The sequence below is a fragment of the Actinomycetospora sp. genome (assembly GCF_036497245.1).
In the GTDB taxonomy this organism is placed as follows: Bacteria; Actinomycetota; Actinomycetes; order Mycobacteriales; family Pseudonocardiaceae; genus Actinomycetospora.
Genome location: NZ_DASXJS010000004.1, coordinates 41,949 through 60,669, shown reverse-complemented (window position 1 = coordinate 60,669; position 18,721 = coordinate 41,949). Strand labels below are relative to the sequence as shown.

General features: G+C 73.4%; 18 protein-coding genes. 6 read left to right on the top strand and 12 right to left on the bottom strand.

What is annotated here, in order from left to right; genetic code table 11:
• A partial coding sequence (locus VGI02_RS00535) for an ABC transporter ATP-binding protein (RefSeq protein ID WP_331625268.1) occupies window positions 1-1,780 on the top strand: 1,780 nt, incomplete at its 5' end.
• A gap of 305 nt (window positions 1,781-2,085) precedes the next feature.
• On the opposite strand, the gene VGI02_RS00530 is transcribed toward VGI02_RS00535, so the two are convergent.
• The 5 genes from VGI02_RS00530 to VGI02_RS00510 all read right to left on the bottom strand — a co-directional run bounded on the left by VGI02_RS00530 (window position 2,086) and on the right by VGI02_RS00510 (window position 6,518).
• Entirely contained in the window at window positions 2,086-3,138 is a 1,053-nt protein-coding gene (locus VGI02_RS00530) for an ABC transporter substrate-binding protein (RefSeq protein WP_331625267.1), read from the bottom strand.
• A gap of 86 nt (window positions 3,139-3,224) precedes the next feature.
• Window positions 3,225-3,923, bottom strand: coding sequence for an ABC transporter permease (locus VGI02_RS00525; protein ID WP_331625266.1), 699 nt, complete (start codon window positions 3,921-3,923; stop codon window positions 3,225-3,227).
• On the bottom strand, window positions 3,920-4,630 hold the full coding sequence (locus tag VGI02_RS00520; protein ID WP_331625265.1) for an ABC transporter permease: 711 nt from the start codon (window positions 4,628-4,630) through the stop codon (window positions 3,920-3,922). The genes VGI02_RS00525 and VGI02_RS00520 overlap by 4 nt, the downstream gene beginning before the upstream one ends.
• On the bottom strand, window positions 4,627-5,622 hold the full coding sequence (locus VGI02_RS00515; protein WP_331625264.1) for an ABC transporter ATP-binding protein: 996 nt from the start codon (window positions 5,620-5,622) through the stop codon (window positions 4,627-4,629). Before VGI02_RS00515 ends, VGI02_RS00520 begins: the two co-directional genes overlap by 4 nt.
• On the bottom strand, window positions 5,619-6,518 hold the full coding sequence (locus VGI02_RS00510; RefSeq protein ID WP_331625263.1) for an IclR family transcriptional regulator: 900 nt from the start codon (window positions 6,516-6,518) through the stop codon (window positions 5,619-5,621). Before VGI02_RS00510 ends, VGI02_RS00515 begins: the two co-directional genes overlap by 4 nt.
• A 384-nt stretch (window positions 6,519-6,902) precedes the next feature.
• Between VGI02_RS00510 and VGI02_RS00505 the strand changes: the two genes are divergently transcribed.
• From VGI02_RS00505 to VGI02_RS00490, 4 genes are all read left to right on the top strand, one after another.
• Window positions 6,903-8,411 carry a class I adenylate-forming enzyme family protein gene (locus VGI02_RS00505; protein WP_331625262.1) on the top strand — a complete coding sequence of 503 codons (1,509 nt, stop codon included), beginning with the start codon at window positions 6,903-6,905 and terminating at the stop codon, window positions 8,409-8,411.
• 75 nt (window positions 8,412-8,486) lie between these two features.
• Window positions 8,487-9,263, top strand: coding sequence for a phosphosulfolactate synthase (locus tag VGI02_RS00500; RefSeq protein ID WP_331625261.1), 777 nt, complete (start codon window positions 8,487-8,489; stop codon window positions 9,261-9,263).
• A gap of 5 nt (window positions 9,264-9,268) precedes the next feature.
• Window positions 9,269-9,667 (top strand): VOC family protein, encoded by a 399-nt coding sequence (locus tag VGI02_RS00495; protein WP_331625260.1) that lies wholly within the window; start codon window positions 9,269-9,271, stop codon window positions 9,665-9,667.
• 6 nt (window positions 9,668-9,673) lie between these two features.
• Complete coding sequence (locus VGI02_RS00490; RefSeq protein ID WP_331625259.1) at window positions 9,674-10,129, top strand: protein-tyrosine phosphatase family protein; 456 nt, start codon at window positions 9,674-9,676, stop codon at window positions 10,127-10,129.
• Between the two features lie 13 nt (window positions 10,130-10,142).
• Here the strand turns inward: VGI02_RS00490 and VGI02_RS00485 are convergent, their stop codons facing one another.
• From VGI02_RS00485 to VGI02_RS00455, 7 genes are read right to left on the bottom strand one after another with little or no spacing between them, the layout of a single operon-like run.
• The gene (locus VGI02_RS00485) at window positions 10,143-11,132 is read right to left on the bottom strand and encodes a type IV toxin-antitoxin system AbiEi family antitoxin domain-containing protein (RefSeq protein WP_331625258.1); all 990 of its coding nucleotides are present in this window, start codon (window positions 11,130-11,132) and stop codon (window positions 10,143-10,145) included.
• A 54-nt stretch (window positions 11,133-11,186) separates the two neighbouring features.
• Window positions 11,187-12,674 carry a CoA transferase gene (locus tag VGI02_RS00480; RefSeq protein WP_331625257.1) on the bottom strand — a complete coding sequence of 496 codons (1,488 nt, stop codon included), beginning with the start codon at window positions 12,672-12,674 and terminating at the stop codon, window positions 11,187-11,189.
• Window positions 12,667-14,448: an acyclic terpene utilization AtuA family protein gene (locus tag VGI02_RS00475; RefSeq protein WP_331625256.1), complete on the bottom strand. Its 1,782-nt coding sequence runs from the start codon at window positions 14,446-14,448 to the stop codon at window positions 12,667-12,669. The genes VGI02_RS00480 and VGI02_RS00475 overlap by 8 nt, the downstream gene beginning before the upstream one ends.
• 28 nt (window positions 14,449-14,476) lie before the next feature.
• Complete coding sequence (locus tag VGI02_RS00470) at window positions 14,477-15,238, bottom strand: polyphosphate kinase 2 family protein (protein ID WP_331625255.1); 762 nt, start codon at window positions 15,236-15,238, stop codon at window positions 14,477-14,479.
• A gap of 40 nt (window positions 15,239-15,278) precedes the next feature.
• Window positions 15,279-16,367, bottom strand: a complete 1,089-nt coding sequence (locus VGI02_RS00465; RefSeq protein WP_331625254.1) for an LLM class flavin-dependent oxidoreductase — start codon at window positions 16,365-16,367, stop codon at window positions 15,279-15,281.
• 12 nt (window positions 16,368-16,379) lie between these two features.
• Window positions 16,380-17,009, bottom strand: a complete 630-nt coding sequence (locus VGI02_RS00460) for an isochorismatase family protein (RefSeq protein WP_331625253.1) — start codon at window positions 17,007-17,009, stop codon at window positions 16,380-16,382.
• Window positions 17,006-17,668, bottom strand: coding sequence for a GntR family transcriptional regulator (locus VGI02_RS00455; protein WP_331625252.1), 663 nt, complete (start codon window positions 17,666-17,668; stop codon window positions 17,006-17,008). The genes VGI02_RS00460 and VGI02_RS00455 overlap by 4 nt, the downstream gene beginning before the upstream one ends.
• A gap of 126 nt (window positions 17,669-17,794) precedes the next feature.
• Between VGI02_RS00455 and VGI02_RS00450 the strand changes: the two genes are divergently transcribed.
• On the top strand, window positions 17,795-18,703 hold the full coding sequence (locus tag VGI02_RS00450) for an isocitrate lyase/PEP mutase family protein (RefSeq protein WP_331625251.1): 909 nt from the start codon (window positions 17,795-17,797) through the stop codon (window positions 18,701-18,703).
• Window positions 18,704-18,721: the final 18 nt, after the last annotated feature.

Below are 18,721 nucleotides of genomic sequence, written 5' to 3'. Positions count from 1 at the left end.
CATCCAGAGCGGTGCGCTGCTCGCGGTGCTCATCGCCGGTGCGGCCTTCATCGCGACGGGCGAGCTCACGGTCGGGGGCCTGTTCGGGTTCGCCGCCTACCTCGGCTACCTCTACCCGCCGCTGTCCCAGCTCGGCTCGCTACACCTCATGGTCACGTCGGCCTCCGCGTCCTGCGAGCGGCTCGTCGAGATCCTCGACGCCGAGCCGGACGTGGGCGATGCCCCGGGGGCCGACGACGCGGTGGTGACCCGCGGCCACCTGGAGCTGCGCGACGTCCGCTACGTCTACCCCGGCACCGAGGACGCCGGCCTCGACGGGGTGTCCCTCGTGGTGCAGCCCGGCCAGTTCGTGCTGGTCACCGGGCCCAGCGGGGCCGGGAAGTCCACGCTGACCCGGATGCTGCTGCGCTTCGTCGACGCCCAGGACGGCGCGGTACTGCTCGACGGGACCGACGTCCGGGGCCGGACGATCAGCGCCGTCCGGGAAGCGGTCACGCTGCTCCCCCAGGAGCCGATGCTGTTCGACCTGACCGTCGCCGAGAACATCGCCTACGCCCGGCCGGAGGCCACCCGCGCCGAGGTCGAGCGGGCGGCGCGCGAGGCGGGGGCCCTCGACTTCGTGCGCGACCTGCCGCAGGGCTTCGACACCCCGGTCGGCGAGGGTGGCTCGGCGCTCTCCGGCGGGCAGCGCCAGCGGGTCGCGATCGCGCGGGCGCTCCTGCGCACGTCGCCGGTACTGGTGCTCGACGAGCCGACGACAGGGCTCGACGGGCCCACCGCGCGCGCCGTGCTGGAGCCGCTGCGCCGGCTGGCCGGTGGGCGGACCACCATCGTCGTCAGCCATGACCTCACGCCCGCGCGCGAGGCGGACCTCGTCGTGGTGCTCGACGGCGGGCGCATCGTCGCCCGGGGACGGCACCACGAACTGCTGGCCGCGCCCGGGATCTACGCACGGCTGTGGGCGGCGCAGCACGGGACGGGCGCGCGCGACGGTGCCGGATCGGCTCCCGCGGCCGCGGCGCCGGACGACGATCCGGTGACCACCCCGACGCCGCGGGGGCCCGCCCGGCTCACCGCAACCGGTCCGGGCTCCCTCGACCCGGGCGCGGCCCGGACCCCCGACCCGGTCACCGCCCCGCTGCGCCTGCTCGCCCGGTCGTCCACGACGACGGGGCCCACCCCGATCCGTCCCCGGCCCGCCCCGCCGTCGCGGGCGGCCACGGGTCCCGGGGCAGCGGGTGCCCCTTCCCCCGCGCGTCATTCGGCGGCGGGCCCGCGGGCGGCCGCTCCGGTTCCGGCGGCGGCATCGTCGTACGCTCCCCGCCCCGCACCGTCGACGTCCTCGACGCCCGGTGCGCCTCCGGCCGCGTCCCGCCAGGCATCTCCCGCCCAGGGACTCCCGCCGACACCGACTGCCGTTCCGCCGACACCGGCCGTGCCCGCGACATCGGGAACCCGGCCGTCCGCGCCGCCCGGGACTCCGGCGAGCACGACTCGATCCTCGCCCACCGGGCCGGGACACGTCGCCCCCGCGCCGCACCCGGCTCGGAACGGCGCTGCCTGGACGGTGCCCGGGCCGCGCGACCCGGCGTCGGGACCCACTCCCGCGAGCCGCGACCGCGCCCAGCCCCCGTTCACCGGTCGCCTCGCCCGGCGAACCGTCGCCGACCTCGTCGCCGGGGCGAACCACTTCCCGGCCGGTGCCACGCATCGTCGCGAGACTCGGGAGTCGGGACCGCGCGCCGCGAGCGGCTCGCACCGCGCCGGCGGCCGCACCTGAACCTCTGCCGAGCGCCGTCCCGCGCGATGATCCAGATCCGTGCGGCGCAACGCATCAGATCTGACGCGTTCCGCCGCACAGAGCGCGATCTTGGGCTCGGGTCGGCGCTTCTCGATCACCGCAGGCTGACCGGGGCCGCCCAGCCCATCGACCAGGGGCACACCACGCACTCCCAGCACGCCCCCGACATGCCCCACGTGCTCCTGATCACCGGGGCAGCCACGCGAAGAGCCGCCGACGACGAGCGAAGGGCCCCTTCGGTCGTCTCTATCGACCGAAGGGGCCCATCGCGCAGAACCGGATAGCTACTTGCTCACCCCGTTCGCCTGGAGGAACTGCGCGGCGACAGCAGCCGGGTCGGCGCCGTTGCCCTGGATCTGCTGGTTCATCGCCTGGATGGCCTTGGTCGAGAGCAGCGAGCTGACCCAGTTGAGGGTCTGCGAGAACTCCGGTCCCTGCGCCTGCACCGTCGCCTGCTTGACCACCGGCGCCACGTACTGGAACCCGAAGATGCCCTTCGGATCGCTCAGCGCGGTGTACTTGTTCGTCAGCAGCTGGTAGTCGGTGCTGAAGGCGTCGCCCGCCTGCGCCGCGCCCTGGTCGAGCGCCTGGTACTGCGCGCCGGCCGGCGTCGACAGGAAGCCCAGGTTCGTCAGGCCGTACTGCTGCTGCATGCCGACGAGCCCGGTCTGGCGGGTCTTGAACTCGATCTGCCCGGCGACCGTCACGCCCTGTCCGCCGGGGCCGACCTTGCCGAGGTCGGCGACCGACGCCAGCTGGTGCTGCTGGGCGTAGGCGGCGGGCACGACGATCGTGTCGGTGTCCTGGAACGGCGTCTGGAGCAGCACGGTGCCCTGGCGCTGGGACTCCTCGAACTGTTTGGCGGCGTTGTAGGTGCCGGACGCCGTCGTGGGCGCGGGCGCCTTGGCGACGCTGGTGACGATCTCGCCCAGGTACTCGGGATACATCGTGATCTGGTTGGACGCGAACGCGGTGTCGATCAGCTCCGAGCCGCCGATGTTCGGCTTGAGCTCCACGGTGTAGCCCTTGGCCTGCAGGGCCTGGGCGTAGAGCTGCCCGAGCACGTACTCCTCGGGGAAGTTCTTGTCGCCGATGATGATCGCCGGCTTGCCCGCGCCGGGCTTGCCCGCGGGCAGCTGGACCTGCCCGGTCTGCGCGGTGACCGACACCGCGTCGGCCGGGACCTGGTCGGCGGCGGCCGGGGCGGCACTCGACGAGGCCGGGGCGCTCGACGAGCCCCCGCCGCTGCAGGCAGCGAGGAACAGCGCGGCCGCCGCGGCGACGCCGACGAGCGACAGCCTCCGCATCCGGCGACCGCCGGTGGTCGTGGTGGACATGGACACTCCTTCATCTGGCGGTGCCGCCGCGATCGGGCGGTATCGGGTGGAGCCGGCCGTGAGGACGGCCGACGATCGGGGTGGCGTCACGCGGCCGCCCCGGCGGGTGCGGCGGGCGCGGCGGCCGTCGTGGGCCGGCGCTGCGCGAGCAGCTGCAGCCCGGTCGGGGTGAGGGCGCGCTCGGCGAGGCCGAGGAGCGCGTCGCCCAGGAACGCGAGGATGATCGAGATCGTCGCCGCCGCGAGCACACCGGAGAGGTTGTAGCCCTCGATGTTGCTGATGATGTCGCCGAGCGTTCCCTGGCTCCCGGCGAACGTCGCGAGGTAGGCGGTGGCGACGATGTACACCCACGAGGTGCGGATGCCGCTGAAGATCAGCGGGATCGCCGACGGCAGCTCGACGCGCGTGAGGATCTGCCAGCCGGTCATGCCCATGCCGCGTGCGGCCTCGACGGTGCCCGGGTCCACCTCCTCCACCGCGGTGAAGGTGTTGGTGAGAACGAGCGGGAACCCGAGGATCACCAGCGCGACGGTGATGTTGACGACGCCGAATCCGTAGAGCGCGATCCCGATGGCGATGATCGCGAGCGTCGGGAGCGAGCGCAGCACGTTCCCGACGCTCACGACGAGGAACGAGAACCGGTGCAGGTGCCCGATCCAGGCCCCGAGCGGGATCGCGAGGACGATCGCGATGACCAGCGCGAGCACCGAGAGCCCGATGTGCCCGAGCGTCAGCTCGAGGAGCAGGCCTGCGTTGTCGCCGAAGAACGAGAAGTACGAGCTCACGATGTCCTCCTGGCGCGCGTCCACGGCGTGACGAGGCGTTGCAGCCCGACGACGAGCACATCGGCGACGAGGGCGACCAGGATCGTCAGGACCCCGGCCGAGATCAGCTCCGTCGAGAAGACCGTGTGGATCGCGTCGAAGATCGGCTTACCGAGACCCAGGGGGGCCACCGAGGCGGCGACCGTCGCCAGCGAGATCACCGTGACGACGGAGACCCGGACGCCCGCCATGATCGAGGGCAGCGCGAGCGGGAGCCGAATCCGGAACAGAATCTGGTTCGGGGTGAGACCCATCCCCTCGGCCGCCTCGACCGCGCTGCCCGGAACCGTGCGCAGGCCGGTGAGCGTGTTGCGGAAGAGCAGGAGCAACGTATAGCTCGTGAGCCCGATCTCGATGGTCGTGAGCGAGAGCCCGGTGATCGGCACGAACGTGAGGAAGAAGGCCAGCGAGGGGATCGTGTAGAGGAAGGTCGAGAAACCGAGGAAGCCGCTCGCGAACCAGTTCCGCGAGAACGCGAAGAGCGCCGCCGCCAGCGAGATGACCAGCCCGATCACCACCGCGATCAGCGTGATGTAGATGTGCTGGACGAGGCTGGGCCCGAGGATGGTCGGCCAGTTCGTGGTGAACCAGTCCCAGCAGAAGGTCGCGTCCGGCGGGCACTGCGGCCCGCTGAAGATCGGGATGACCTGCGTGGGTGCCCCGATCACGACGGGCTCCCCGCGACGGCGTCCTGCAGCTGGTCGAGGGTCACGGTGCCGAGCAACCGGCCGCCGTCGGTGACCTGCACGGCCGGAGCCCCGGACGCGAACAGCGTCGAGAGCCCGATGCGCAGGGTGGCGTCGGCGTCGACGGAGGGCGCCCCGTCGGACACCGGGGAGGTCCCGTTCGTCCCGGCGTCCACGACCTCCCGCATGCGCCGCAGCGAGAGCCGCTTGAGGCCGCGGTCGGCGCCCACGAAGTCGGCGACGTACTCGTCGGCCGGGTGGGCGAGCAGCTCGTCGGCCGTGCCGTACTGGGCGAGGACGCCGCCCTGGCGCAGCACGGCGATCCGGTCCCCCATCTTGATGGCCTCGTCGATGTCGTGGGTGACGAAGATGACCGTCTTGGAGATCTCGCTGTGGAGGTTGAGGAACTCGTCCTGGATCTCGTTGCGGGTGATCGGGTCGAGGGCGCCGAAGGGCTCGTCCATGAGCATCACCGGTGGGTCGACGGCCAGCGCCCGGGCGAGTCCGACACGCTGCTGCTGACCGCCGGAGAGCTGGGCGGGATAGCGGGTGGCGAAGCTGCGGTCGAGCCGGACGAGATCCAGCAGTTCCTCGGTGCGCGCGCGGATGCGGTCGCGCGACCAGCCGAGCAGGCCGGGGATCACCCCGATGTTCCCGGCGATGGTCATGTGCGGGAAGAGCCCGACCTGCTGGATGACGTAGCCGATGTCGCGGCGCAGGGTGGTGACGTCGACCGAGCGGATGCTCTGCCCGCCGATCGTGATGTCGCCGGACTCGAAGTCGATCAGACGGTTGACCAGCTTCATGGCGGTCGTCTTGCCGCCGCCGGACGGCCCGACGAGGCAGCAGGTCTCCCCCGCGGGCACGGTCATCGAGAGGTCGTCGAGCGCGGGCGTGTCCTGGCCCGGGTACCGCTTGGTCACGTGGTCGAACACGATGTCGGCCGCGGGCCGCTCGGTGGGGGTCTCACTCATGGGGTTCCGTCTCCCGGCTGCTCGGGGTGGGGGTCGTCGGGGTCGGGACCGCGAGGCTCCGGGACCTCGGCGCGGCCGGCGGTCACGAGAGGCCGCGCTCCGGGACGCCGCGGCGGTGCGGCGCCGTATCCGAGGGCGATGGACAGGTCGCGGGCGGCGCGCAGGACGCCCGCCGAGACGGCGGTGAGGGCGGGACGCAGGCGGGTGTCGGGACCGCTGACCGACACGGCGGCCACGATGCGCCGGGTGGCGTCGCGGACCGGTCCCCCGAGCGCGAGGAGATCGCTGCCCGCCTCTTCCCGGGCGAGCACCCAGCCGCGGCCCCGGTCCTGACGCAGCCGGATCAGGAGGTCGTCCAGCGAGCGCGGGGCAGCCGGCCCGGCTCCCTCGAGGCCGCCGAGGACGACCAGCCGGGCGACCGCGTCGTCGGCGTGATCGAACAGGAGCGCGCGCCCGGCCGCCGACGACGCGAGCGGCTGGGTGCGCCCCACCCAGCCCTGGGCCCGCAGCTCGACGTCGGGCGCCGCACTGGCGAGGGTCACGACCAGGCCCCCACTGCGGAGGCCGACCTCGACGCGCTCGCCGAGGTGCACGGACTCGCGCTCCACCAGCGTGTCCGCCTCGCCGCGCAGCCGTTCGTCGACGGCGTGCGCGGCCAGGGCGAACAGCCGGACCCCGAGCCGGTAGCGGGCCGAGCGCGGCTCCCGCTCGACGTAGCCCTCGGCCGCGAGGGCACGGAGCATGCGCGAGACCTGGGACTTGTCACGCCCGAGGCGCCGGGCGAGCTCGACGACGCCCATGCCGCCCGCCCCGGAGGGGCCCCCGAGGATCTCGAGCAGCGTCAGGGCGCGCAGCCAGGAGGCCGAACGCTCATCGCGCTCCGCGGCACCGACCACCGCGCTCCCCCTCGTCCGATGTGGCCGTCAGTCGTGACGGTTCCGGCGAATCCTGATCGGCTTCCGTGAAATCGTTGTCAAGGAGACAACACCAGATGTCGTCCGCGCGAATGTCGTGATTTATTCGTTACGCTTCAGGAGGCGATTCGCGCGGAATCGTCGTGGAAGCGTCGATTGGTATGAGACGCACGATTCGCAGCGATCGGTGCCGCCGTCGGCGCTGGTTTCCGGGAAACGCACCCGATGTCGGTCCGTGTTGGTCACGACCTCCTCGCTCCGAACCGGGAGACCGTTCGACGGCCCGCAACGGCCGCCCGTCCCGGTTCAGCGGTTCACCAGCCCGTGCACAGCTCGCACACAGCCGACGGGGCCAGCGTCGGGCCGATGAACCCGAACGCCGACCGTGCACCGGGCCTCGTCGCGACCCTCCTGGCCCGCGGAGCGCCGACGACAACGGTGTTCCTGGCGGCCCGGGGAGTCGGCCGCCTGACGCGGGCCGACCTGCGGGAGGCGCTCGACGCGTGGACGGCCGCGCTCGACCGGGCGGGGCTCCCGCCCGGCGGTCGGGTGGCCGTCGTCGTCGACGACCCGCTGGTGCTCGCGGCCGTGCACCTGGCCGTGATGGGGGCGGGACGGTGCAGCGTCCCGCTCGACCCGGGCGCACCGGGCCCCGAGCTGCGCCGTGGCCTGCGCCGTTGCGGGGCGGGGGTCCTCGTCGCCGACGACGAGGCCGCCGCCCGCGTGCCCGAACTGCCGCGGGCCCGTCCCGACCGGCGCGGCCTGCCCGGCGTGGTCCCCGCCCCGTGCGGGACGCTCGTGCCCGGCGGCCCCGTCGCACCCCTCGCGGGAGCCGGCGCGACGCTGCTCTCGACGTCCGGGTCGACGGGCGAGCCCAAGGGGGTCCTGCTCGACGAGGAACGTCTGGTCCACGTGGCCCGGGCCGTCGTTGGGCACCTCGAGCTGACCCCGGACGACCGCGGCCTCACCCCGTTGCCGCTCTTCCACGTGAACGCCCAGGTCGTGGGGCTGCTCGCGACCCTGCACGCCGGGTCCTCGCTCGTGCTGGACCGCCGGTTCCACCGCAGCGACTTCTGGGCGTGCGCCCGCGCGCACGACGTCACCTGGATCAACGTCGTCCCCGCCATCCTCACGGTGCTCGCCCGCCAGGAGGACCCGCCCCGGCTGCCCCCGCGGTTGCGCCTCGTCCGGTCGGCCTCGGCGCCGCTGCCGGTCGCGGTGCGCGAGGCCGTCGCGGCCCGCACCGGCGTCCCGGTGCTGGAGAGCTACGGCATGACCGAGGCGGCCAGCCAGATCACCGCGGTCCCGCTGCACGAACCCTGCCCGCCGGGGTCGGTGGGGCGCCCCGCGGGCGCCGAGGTCGCGGTCCGGGGTCCCGACGGTGCCGCAGCCGCCGTCGGGGTGCGCGGGCGCGTCTGGATCCGCGGGGCGGGCGTGGTCGCGGGCTACGAGGGCGGCCGCGCCGCGGAGCGTTTCGACGACGCCGGGTGGCTCGACAGCGGCGACGTCGGCCACCTCGACGACGCCGGGTTCCTGCACCTCGCGGGCCGTGACGACGACGTCATCAACCGCGGCGGCGAGCTGCTGCACCCGCGCGAGGTCGAGGAGGTGCTCCTCGCGGATTCGCGGGTGGCCGAGGCGGTCGTCGTCGGGCTCCCGCACGACGTGCTCGGCGCGGTCCCGGTGGCCTGCGTCCGGACCGTCGGGTCGGCGAGCGGGGACGACCTCGCCGCCGAGCTCGACGCGCGGTGCCGGGCCCAGCTCGCGCGCTGGAAGTGCCCGGTGCAGGTGGTGGTGCTCGACGACCTGCCCCGCGGGTCCACCGGCAAGGTCCGCCGCGCGGACGTGCGGGAGCTGGTGGCGCCGGCCCCGTGACCCCACGCCTGCCCCCGGCCCGGCCGTCCGCGACCCCCGTCGACCCCTGATCGCCGTGATCCCCGAGGAGGACCCATGCTCACCGACTCGTCCCTGTGCACGCCGCTCGACCTGCCGGCGCGCGGCGAGAAACCCCGCGCCCGCGGACGGACCATGGTGATCGACACCGGGACGCCGACCCGGTGGTTCGAGGACGTCGTCGAGAGCCACGCCGACCTGATCGACGCGGTGAAGTTCGGGTGGGGGACGTGCCTGGTCACCCGCGACATCAAGACCAAGATCGACGTGTGCCGGGCGGCGGGGATCGAGGCGTACTTCGGCGGCACCCTCTTCGAGCGGTACGCGGCGGCGGGCGCCGTCGACACCTGGCGGGACCTCTGTCGCGCCTCGGGCTGCACGACCGTCGAGATCTCGCACGGCACCGTCGTCATGTCGAACGGCGAGAAGGCCGGCTGGGTCGCCGAGGTCGCCCGGGAGTTCTCCGTCATCAGCGAGGTCGGGTTCAAGGACGGGGGACGCTCGATGGCCTTGACCCCGGGCGAGTGGGTCGACGCCGTGCGCCTCGACCTCGAGGCCGGGGCGGTCACGGTGACCCTCGAGGCGCGCGAGAGCGGGCGCAGCGGGTTCTGCACCCCGGAGGGGCAGGCGCGCGAGGACGTCCTCGGTGCGCTCGACGCGTCCGGGATCGACCGGGACCGCCTGCTGTTCGAGGCCCCGACCCGGGACCTGCAGGTCACCCTGCTGCGTCGCTACGGCGCGGGCGTGAACCTCGGCAACGTCGCCCTCACCGACGTCGTCGGCCTCGAGACGCTGCGGCTCGGGCTGCGCGCCGACACCTTCGGCGGGGTGTGACCGCCGTGCGGACCACCGGAGACGCGTTCCACCTCGCCATCCCGGCGCGCGACCTCGACGCCGCCGAGCGGTTCTACGTGGACGGCCTCGGGTGCAAGCTCGCCCGCCGCTACGACGACCGGATCACGCTGGACTTCTTCGGCGACCAGGTCGTGTGCCACCTCTCCGAGGACTACGACCACGACCCCGGCCTCTACCCCCGCCACTTCGGCGTGACGTTCCGCGAGCGCGACGACTGGGAGCGGCTGCTCGCGCTCGTGCGCCGGCGCGACCTCTGCGTGTTCGCCGAGCCTGCGGTCCGGTTCGCCGACGACGTCGAGCGGCACAGCACGTTCGTGCTGCGCGACCCGTCGAACAACCTGCTCGAGTTCAAGCATTACGACGACCCGCGGATGATGTACTGACCCGTCGTGAGCTCCGACCCGCTCGACGACTACGTCCCCGCCCACCTGCGCGACGACCTGGACGACGAACCGCCACCCTGGCCGGCCGACGAGATCGTGCCGGGACTCTGGCAGTCCGGGCACCCCGAGCCGGGCGAGCACTGGGACGCGGTGTTCGACCTGAGTGGCGAGGAGCCACCGCTGGAGGACGTCGAGTTCTACGTCCACTGGCTGATCGAGGACGGCCCGGCCCCTGACCTGGACACGCTCGTGGCGCTGGCCGACCTGGTGCGCTCGATGCGCGCGGCCGGGAAGCGGGTGCTGGTGCACTGCGCGGCGGGGATCAACCGGTCCGGGCTGCTGGCGGCCGCGTCGCTGATCCGCGAGGGCACCGACCCCGACGACGCGATCGCGACGGTGCGCGCCGCGCGAGCCGGGGCACTCAACAATCCGGAGTTCGTGGAGGCGCTCCGCGCCATGTGAACGAATTTTGTCGCTATGGCGACCAACAGCGTTCACATGCGCGCAGCGCTCCGTTCCAGCCGCGGCGACGCAGGACGGCACCGACCTCACGCGCACGCGCGCACGGATCGGCCACCGTCTCCTCGAACCCGATCACCATGCGGCTCCGCCCGGCGAGTTCGGCGGCCAGGTCACGGCGACGATCGGCCAGGCTCGTGGCGCGATCCGCGTGATACCGGTGCCCGTCGAGCCGGACGATGACGACGTCGTCGCCGACGCGGTAGGCGACGTCCTCGTACCGCATCGTCCCGTCGACCTCGACCGGGAGCTGGCGCTCACCCCGCGGCAGGCCGTGGGCCTCCTCGACTTCAAGCGCATAGATCGCCTCGAGCTTCGACCGGACTCCGTCGGTCGCGTAGCCGAGTGCCCCGAGCAGGGCGTCCCGATAGCGCCGCGGCCGACGCAGGTCGATCGATGCCCGGACCGACTCGGGGCGGAGGCTCGTCACCGTGAGGCAGTGCAGCATCGTCGCCATGGCGTCACGGGCGGTCGGCTCGGCGACGGCGAGATCGACCGCAGTGTGCGACGCGGCGATGACGGGGTGGTCCAAACCTTGGACGACGGTGTGGGCGAACGCGCGCGACCGGTGCACGACCAGGCCGGCCCGCGATGCGCCGGAGTCGGCGTAGGACACCGTCACGTGGATCGCCCGCTCCGGATCCGGCTTGCGGAAGCTCCAGATCTCGCCGGCGGTGTCGTGGCTGAGGGCGGCGGGCCACTTGGCGAGCACGGCGGCGGCGCGCCGCACATCCTCACCCAGGAGGCCGGTGAACACGGCGTAGACCCCGTCGTGGACGCGAGCCCAGCGCCGCGCACGGATGTTCGCCCTGATGGCGGCCGGGGTGAAGCCGTGACGCAGCAACTGGCGCCGTGAGACGACGCCATGCTGGCGTATCAGCAGTCTGACCCACTCCTCGTGGTCACGAGGAGCGACGGGGATCGGGAAGGGCGTGGACCAGGTCATGTCCCTTCGACGGTTTGAGGGAGCCGGAGGCTCCCACGTGCACAGATGTGGTCGCTATGGCGACGAAATCCATTCACATGGGGCGGAGCCCCTCGCGTCCAGCACCGGGTCGTAGCGACCCGGTGTCGCCGACATCGCCACCTGGTCGGTCACGCCCTGGTACTCGCCCAGCGGCGTCATGGCGGTGAACGTCTCCGGGTCGAGGTACTCGTGCTCTCCCGGCGTCCCGGCGACGGCGTGCGCCCACCCCTTGTCGAAGTGCCCCAGCGACAGGATCCACAGCGCGACGCGGGTCAGCGACACGTGGACGTGCCAGGACCCGCCCTCCTCGGCGCGCCTGCGCAGCGCCGCCGCCACCCCGGCCTGCGCGAGCCACGGGACGATGTAGTCGTTGACCACCATGATCGGCGGCAACCGCGGCCGGTCCTCCGTGCCCTCGAGCAGCATCATCCCGGTCACCGAGCCCGCCGACTGGTCGAAGCCGGGTCGTCCCGCCCAGGGGCCCTCGAGGCCGTGCAGCGACACCGTCACGTAGATCAGCCCCGGCTGCTCCGCGCACGCCTCCTCGGGCCCGAACCCGATCTCGTGCAGGAACTGCTGGCGCCGGTTGTGGAAGAAGACGTCGGCGTCGCCCACGAGCTCGGAGAGCACCGCCCGGTCCGCGCGCGGGTCCAGCCACGACGAGCGCATCCCGACGTTCGACGAGCAGTAGGTCGTCTCGTGCTCGCCCTCCCCCGGGCGCCACAGGTTCAGCACGTCCGCCCCGTGCAGCGCGAACGACCGGCCGAACCCGGCGCCCGCGATGACGTGCCCCATGCCGAGGGCACGCAGGCCCGAGAACGGCTGGTCGCCGGCCGCAGGCAGCGGTGTCGGGGGCGCGTCGCCGACCCGCGTGAGCTCGATCAACGGCAGGTCGGCGAGCACGTCGCGGTACTGCGGCTCGGCGAGGAACTCCGGGACGGTGCGCAGCATCGGCATGACGACGCCTGCGTCGGCCGCCGCGGACTCCAGCTCGGGGGCGGTCCACTCCCCGATCGCGGCCGCCACCCGGTCCTTGGTCAGCGGAACCCCGAGCAGCTCCTGCGCGCGCTCACGCAGTCCGGCGTACATGTTCTGCGGCATCACCCAGCGCCCGTCGGAGCACCGGAAGAACGAGAATCCCATCGCGTTGCCACGCTCGAGCGAGGACGCGACCGGGTAGCGGCCGAGCCGCTCCCACCGGCGGTCGTAGAACGGGCAGAGTCGATGGGGCGAGCGGCGCAGGTCGACGTGCACGTCCTGGCCGGGCCCGCCGCGCCACCGGTGGACGGCCGCCGCCGCGACCGACTTCGCCAGCAGACCGATCGTGGCCGCGCCGCCGATCCGCATCGGCGAGGGCACGACGGGATCCGCACCCGTCGTCGTGATCCGTCCTCCGGCGTCGTCGGCGCCGAGCCCCACCCCGCCGAGCACGGACTCGAGCGCACCGTCGAGGTCGAAGGGCTCCTCGCCGGCGACCGGGTCCGCCCAGGCGGCCTCGAGCCGCCTCGTCAGCTCAGCCACGTCCCACCTCACGCAGCAACCTCACGGGCACGTCCACGTGCCGCGCGCGCAGGAACTCCGCCACGGCCTTGCCCGCGATGTCGGGGCGCCCGTTCGACGAGGCCCCCTTGCCCAGCACCCCGTGGATCACCAGGTGCACCGCGCGCAGCCCCGGGAACTCGTGCCGCTCGACGACGGCGTCCGCGGCCTCCGGGTACAGCGCCCGGATCCGCTCCACGCCGACCGTCGCCCGGAGCCACTCCCAGGCCTCGTCGGAAGACCCGATCGGCCAGAACCCGACGTTGGAGTTCCCGCCCTTGTCGCCGCACCGGCCGTGCGCGACCAGCCCGAGCGGGGCCCGTGTCGTCTCCCCGGGATCCGGGCCGTCGGGGGCGGGGACCGTCGGCGGCTGCCCGCCGAACGGGGCACGCACCGGGGTGTCCTTGACCGGCACCCGCGCTCCGTCGGCCAGCACCACGGAGTGCGCCAGCGCGTCGGTCGGGACGAGCGTCGGCCAGTACTCGACGACGGGGTTCGCGACCTTGAGCGGGTTCACGTAGAGGCCCGGATAGCCGGGCAGGAACAGCCCGGTCAGCGGGGCGATGAAGCGCTCGGCGCCGACCTGCGAGCGGTCCCCGGCCTGCGCGGTGACAAGGATCTGCTGCGCGGCGGCCCACTGGTCGGGCGGGTCCTCGACGGGGGCGCCGATGCGGTCGACGCGCAGCAGGCTCAGCTCGAGCCCCGCGGTGATGCGCCCGACGTGGGTTCGGAGCAGGTCGGCCTTCGCCTCGAGGTCGAGCCCGGTCGCGTAGAACGAGACGCTGGACTCGAACCCGCCGGGCGCGGTGATCGCGAGCTTGGTGGTCGGGCTCGGCGGGGAGCCGCGCACCCCGGTGAGCGCGACGCGGTCCGGCCCCTCCTGGGTCACGACGACCTCGGAGAGGTCCACCGTGACGTCGGGGTTGAGGTAGGTCGGGCCCTGGATCTCGTAGAGCAGCTGGGCGGTGACGGTGTCGGTGGTGACCATGCCGCCCGCGACGTCGTGCTTGGTGATCACCGCGGTCCCGTCGTCGGCGATCTCGGCGATCGGGTAGCCCAGGTCGTCGACGCGGGGCACCGTCGTGAAGCCGGAGAAGTTGCCGCCGGTGGCCTGTGGGCCGCACTCGATCACGTGCGCGGCCGCGACCGCGCCGGCGAGTCGGTCCCAGGCCTCCTGCGAGGTGTCCTCGACCGACCAGCCGTGCCACCACGCGGCGACTCCGCTGGTGAGCGACGCGTCGGTGACCCGGCCGGTGATGACGACGTCGGCGCCGGCGGCCAGCGCGGCGGTGATCCCCCAGCCGCCGAGGTAGGCGTTGGCGGTGCCGGGCTCATGACCCCAGTCGCCGAGGGGGCGCCCGTCGTCGAGGTGCTCCAGCCCGCCGAACGCGCCCTCACGCACCCCGGTCAGGACGTCGTCGCCCTCGACGTGCGCGACGACGAGGTCGTGCCCCGCGTCGGCCACCACGCGCCGGCACCCGGCGGCGAGGCCCGCCGGGTTCAGCCCGCCCGCGTCGACGACGAGGCGCGCGCGACGCTGGACGATGAGGTCCACCGCGTCGGTGAACTGGGCGAGGAAGCTGCGCGCGTACCCGGCGTCGGGATTCTTCTGCTTCTCGAGGGCGAGCTGGCGCAGCGTCGGCTCGGCGAGGTAGTCGCCGGTGACGACGTCGACCGGCCCGGCGAGCGCGTCGCGCAGCCCCGAGAAGCGGTCCCAGAGCCAGCCGGCACAATTGGCGATCCGAACGGCCGTCATGATCCGCATCCTAGGTGCGCTCCGCCACCTACAGGGGCGGGTCGGGATCGATGCCGCGGGCTCTCAGCGCGGCCTCGATCTCGGAGACCACGGTGCGCACGACGGCGACCCGGGCCCAGCGCTTGTCCTCGGCCGCGACCAGGTTCCAGGCGGCGGCGGGCGACTCGGTGCGGCGCAGCATCTCCTCCACCGCGGCCTCGTACGCGGGTCGGCGGTCACGGTTGCGCCAGTCCTCCGCGGTGAGCTTCCAGGTCCGGTACGGGTCCTGCGCCCGCGCGTCGAACCGGCGCAGCTGCTCGTCCTCGGAGAGGTGGAGGAAGAACTTGACCACGATGGTGCCCTCGGCGGCGAGGGTGGTCTCGAGGTCGACGATCTCGCCGTAGGCCCGCTCCCACGCCGACACGGAGGCGAACTCCTCCACCCGCTCGACGAGGACGCGGCCGTACCAGCTCCGGTCCAGCACGGCCATCCCGCCCCAGCCGGGCAGGCTCGGCCAGAATCGCCACAGGAAGTGGTGGCGCTTCTCGTCGTAGGTCGGGGCGGCGAACTGGACCACCCGCACGTGGCGCGGGTCGAGGGGGCCGACCAACCGCTTGATCGCGCCGCCCTTGCCGGAGGCGTCCCAGCCCTCGAACAGCACGAGCAGCGGCGGGCCGATCTCCCCCGGCCCGATCAGTCCCCCCAGCAGGAGGCGCAGGTGCACCATCCGCTGCTGGGCCGCCGCCAGCTGCGCGGCTCCCTCGTCCTTGGACAGCCGCGCGGACAGGTCCACCTCGTCCAACCGTCCCACGCGCTCACCTTCCCAGGATCGCGATCCGACCACCACGGCCTCAGGGGGTGGCCGCCACGTCCGACTGCGCCGCCTCCTTCAGCAGCGGCTTGACCCGCTCGCCGAACTTCGTGACGCCGTCGACGAAGTCCGGCCACGTGAGCAGGGCGCCGTCGATGCCGGTCGTCACGGCGATCTCGTCGAGCTGCGCGGCGACCCGCTCGTAGGAGCCCTTGACCACCGGCAGCGACAGGAAGGCCATGTTGCCCTCGGCGGCCGGGCGCTCGAGCGAGGCGAGCAGCTGGGCGGACGTGCCGTCGGGGTTGGAGTCGAGCGAGGCGCCCGTGGTCATGTGACTGATCGCCTCGAGATCGGCGGTGGCGACGATGTGGTCGCACAGCGCGTCGGCGGCCTCGTCGGTCTCCTCGGCGATGATGCAGTAGAGCGCGAACGTGCCGACGTCGCGGCCCTCGCCGGTCCCGAGGTCCTTGACGCCGCTCGCGATCGACCCGACCTTCGAGCGCTCGGCCATGATGAAGTTCCGGTCGCCGTACCTCGCGGTGAACGCCTGGCCCGCGGGCGACTGACCGGCGCACACCACGGTCGGGGCGTGCAGCGGCTTCGGGCGCATGTCGGCCTCGTCGAAGTCGAAGAACTCGCCGTGGAACGTCGTCGGCCCCTCGCTCCACAGCGCGCGCAGCACCTGCACGTACTCGGTGGCGTACTCGTAGCGGCGGTTGAAGTACTCGTCGCCGGGCCAGAGGCCCATCTGCGTGTACTCGGGCTTGTTCCAGCCGGTGACGATGTTGACCCCGCAGCGCCCGCCGGAGATCTCGTCGATGGTGGCGACCATCCGCGCGGCCATGATCGGGTGCGTGGCAAGGGTCGTCACCGAGGGGTAGAGCCCGATCCGCTCGGTCACCGCGGCCAGCCCGCCGAACAGCGTGAACGACTCCAGGCACTCTCCCCAGAAGTCGCTAGGCCCGCCGGTCCCGCGGTGCTTCATCATCGAGAGCACGAAGTCGAGGCCCTGGCGTTCGGCCTCCTGCGTGATCGCGGCGTTGTGGGCGAAGCTCGGCCGGTACTGCGGGCTGCCGGTCGAGAGGATGTAGCCGTTCGTCGCGTTGGGGATGAACACGCCGTACTGCATCGGGGAGCTCCTCTAGGACTTCAGGGCGGTGAGGGCGTCGGCCAGGTCGACGACGTCGGCGTACTTGGCGTCCAGGTCGGCGAGGTTCTGACGGTGCAGGGCGTCCGTGCGGTCGCCGCAGGCCTGCGCGACGACGACCGGGCGGAACCCGGCCGCGAGCGCGTCGGTCGCGGTGGCCCGCACGCAGCCCGAGGTGGAGACGCCGGCGACGACGACCGTGTCGATGCCTCGCGCGCGCAGCGTCCCCGCCAGCGAGGTGCCGGCGAAGGCGGACGCGTGCTGCTTGGCCAGCAGTGGCTCGTCCCGGGCCGGCGGCAGGGCGAGCTCGCCCCACCCGCCGTCGGCTCCCTCGGCGAAGCACGCGAGGGCGGGCACCTTGACCGCGAAGAACCCGGCGTCGGCGAGGTCGGGGGCGTAGCGCACGACGGTCCACACAACGGGGACGTCCGCGGCACGGGCGGCGTCGACCAGCGCGCCGCAGCCCTCGAGCACCCGGCCCGGCGTCGTCGGGTCCTCCCCGCCGAGGAAGAACGGTGCGCCCGCCTCGACGTAGGCCCGGACCAGATCCACGACGACGACGGCGGGGCGCGCCCCCCAGCCGACGCGGCCGGCGAAGGAGGGGCCGTGCGGGCTCGCGGTCACCGTCGCGGCCCCACCATCACCGCGCGGGCGTTGCCGATGTGGCTGCGCATCACCGACGACGCCCAGTCCGCGTCGCCCACGCGCAGGGCGGCGACGATCTCGGCGTGGTGGGCGAGGCTCCGCGCGAGGGAGGCCGCGTCGTAGGCGTGGAAGGTGCGCAGCACGACGGGGGTGTGCACGACGTTCGCGAGCGCGGCCGAGAGCGCGGGGGCGTCGGCCACCTCGAGCAGGCGGGCGTGGAACTCGCGGTTGAGCGGCACGAGGGCGTCGAGGTCCTGTCCGGCGCCCGGGGACCCGACGGCGAGCATCCGGCCGGCGAGGTCGGAGAGCGCGTCGAGGTCGGCGTCGACGACGCGGGCGGCCGCCCGGCCGGTGGCGCGGGGCTCCAGGGCGAGCCGGACATCGAAGATCCCGTCGAGGTCCTCGGCCGAGAACGACACCACCCGCGCGCCGCGGTGGGCGTGCGCCTCGACCAGACCCTCGGCCGCGAGCCGCGAGAGCGCCTCGCGCACGGGGGTGCGGGAGACGCCGAGCCGCTCGGCCAGCTCCACCTCGCCCAGGTGCGCGCCCGCGGCCAGCTCGCCCCCGAGGATGGCGTCGCGCAGGGCGGCCTGCGCACGCTCGGAGGCGCGGGACGCGCTGTGGGTGGCCGCGGTCATCGCACCTCCTCCGGGTTGTACGCAACGTAGGGTCGCGCCCGGTGCTCGGCAAGGCCTTGTCCGCAGTTCACGGAGCCGTTACGCCTGAGGGTGTCCGGCTCGTTGTACACAAGAAGGGACGACGACATGGCCGACCTGCTCAGCCATCCCCGCGACCGGCGGGCGCGCCTGCGCACCCTGCTCGACGGGGCACGACCCGTCGTCGCACCCGGGGCCTACGACGCGCTCACGGCGCGGCTCGTCGAGCAGTCGGGCTTCGACGTCGTCTACATGACGGGCTTCGGGACGACGGCGTCGCTGCTCGGGCGTCCCGACGTCGGCCTGCTCGGCCAGGCGGAGATGGTCGACAACGCCCGGCGGATGGCCGGGGTCGTCGACGTCCCGCTGATCGCCGACGCCGACACCGGCTACGGCAACCCGATCAACGTCATCCGCACGATCCGCGAGTACGAGCAGGCCGGGGTCGCGGGGCTGCACCTCGAGGACCAGGTGATGCCGAAGAAGTGCGGGCACCTCGCCGGCAAGGAGGTCGTCCCGCTCCCGGAGATGGTGGCGAAGATCCGCGCCGCGGTGGACGCGCGCACCGACCCCGACCTGGTGCTCATCGCGCGCACCGACGCCGCCCAGCAGTACGGCGTCGACGCCGCGATCGACCGGGCGCGGGCGTTCGCCGACGCGGGGGCGGACCTGCTCTTCGTGGAGGCGCCGACCTCGGACGAGGCGCTCGAGCAGGTGGCGAGCGCGCTCTCCGGGCACAAGCTGGTGTTCAACGGCGCCGAGGGCGGACGCACCCCGCTGCCACCGCTCGACCGGCTGCGCGAGCTGGGGTTCGCGCTGGTCCTCTACCCGGTGTCCACGCTGCTCGCGGCCGCGTCCGGGGTCCGCGACATGCTCACCCGGCTGCACGAGGACGGCTCCCCGACCGGCGCCCTGCGCGACCTCGCCGCGGCCAACGGGGGCATCGGAGGCCTGGACGCGTTCGCGCGGGTCGTGGGCATCGACGAGGTCCGGGAGCTGGAGAAGCGGTACTCGTAGGTGGCCTCCGGCCTTGTG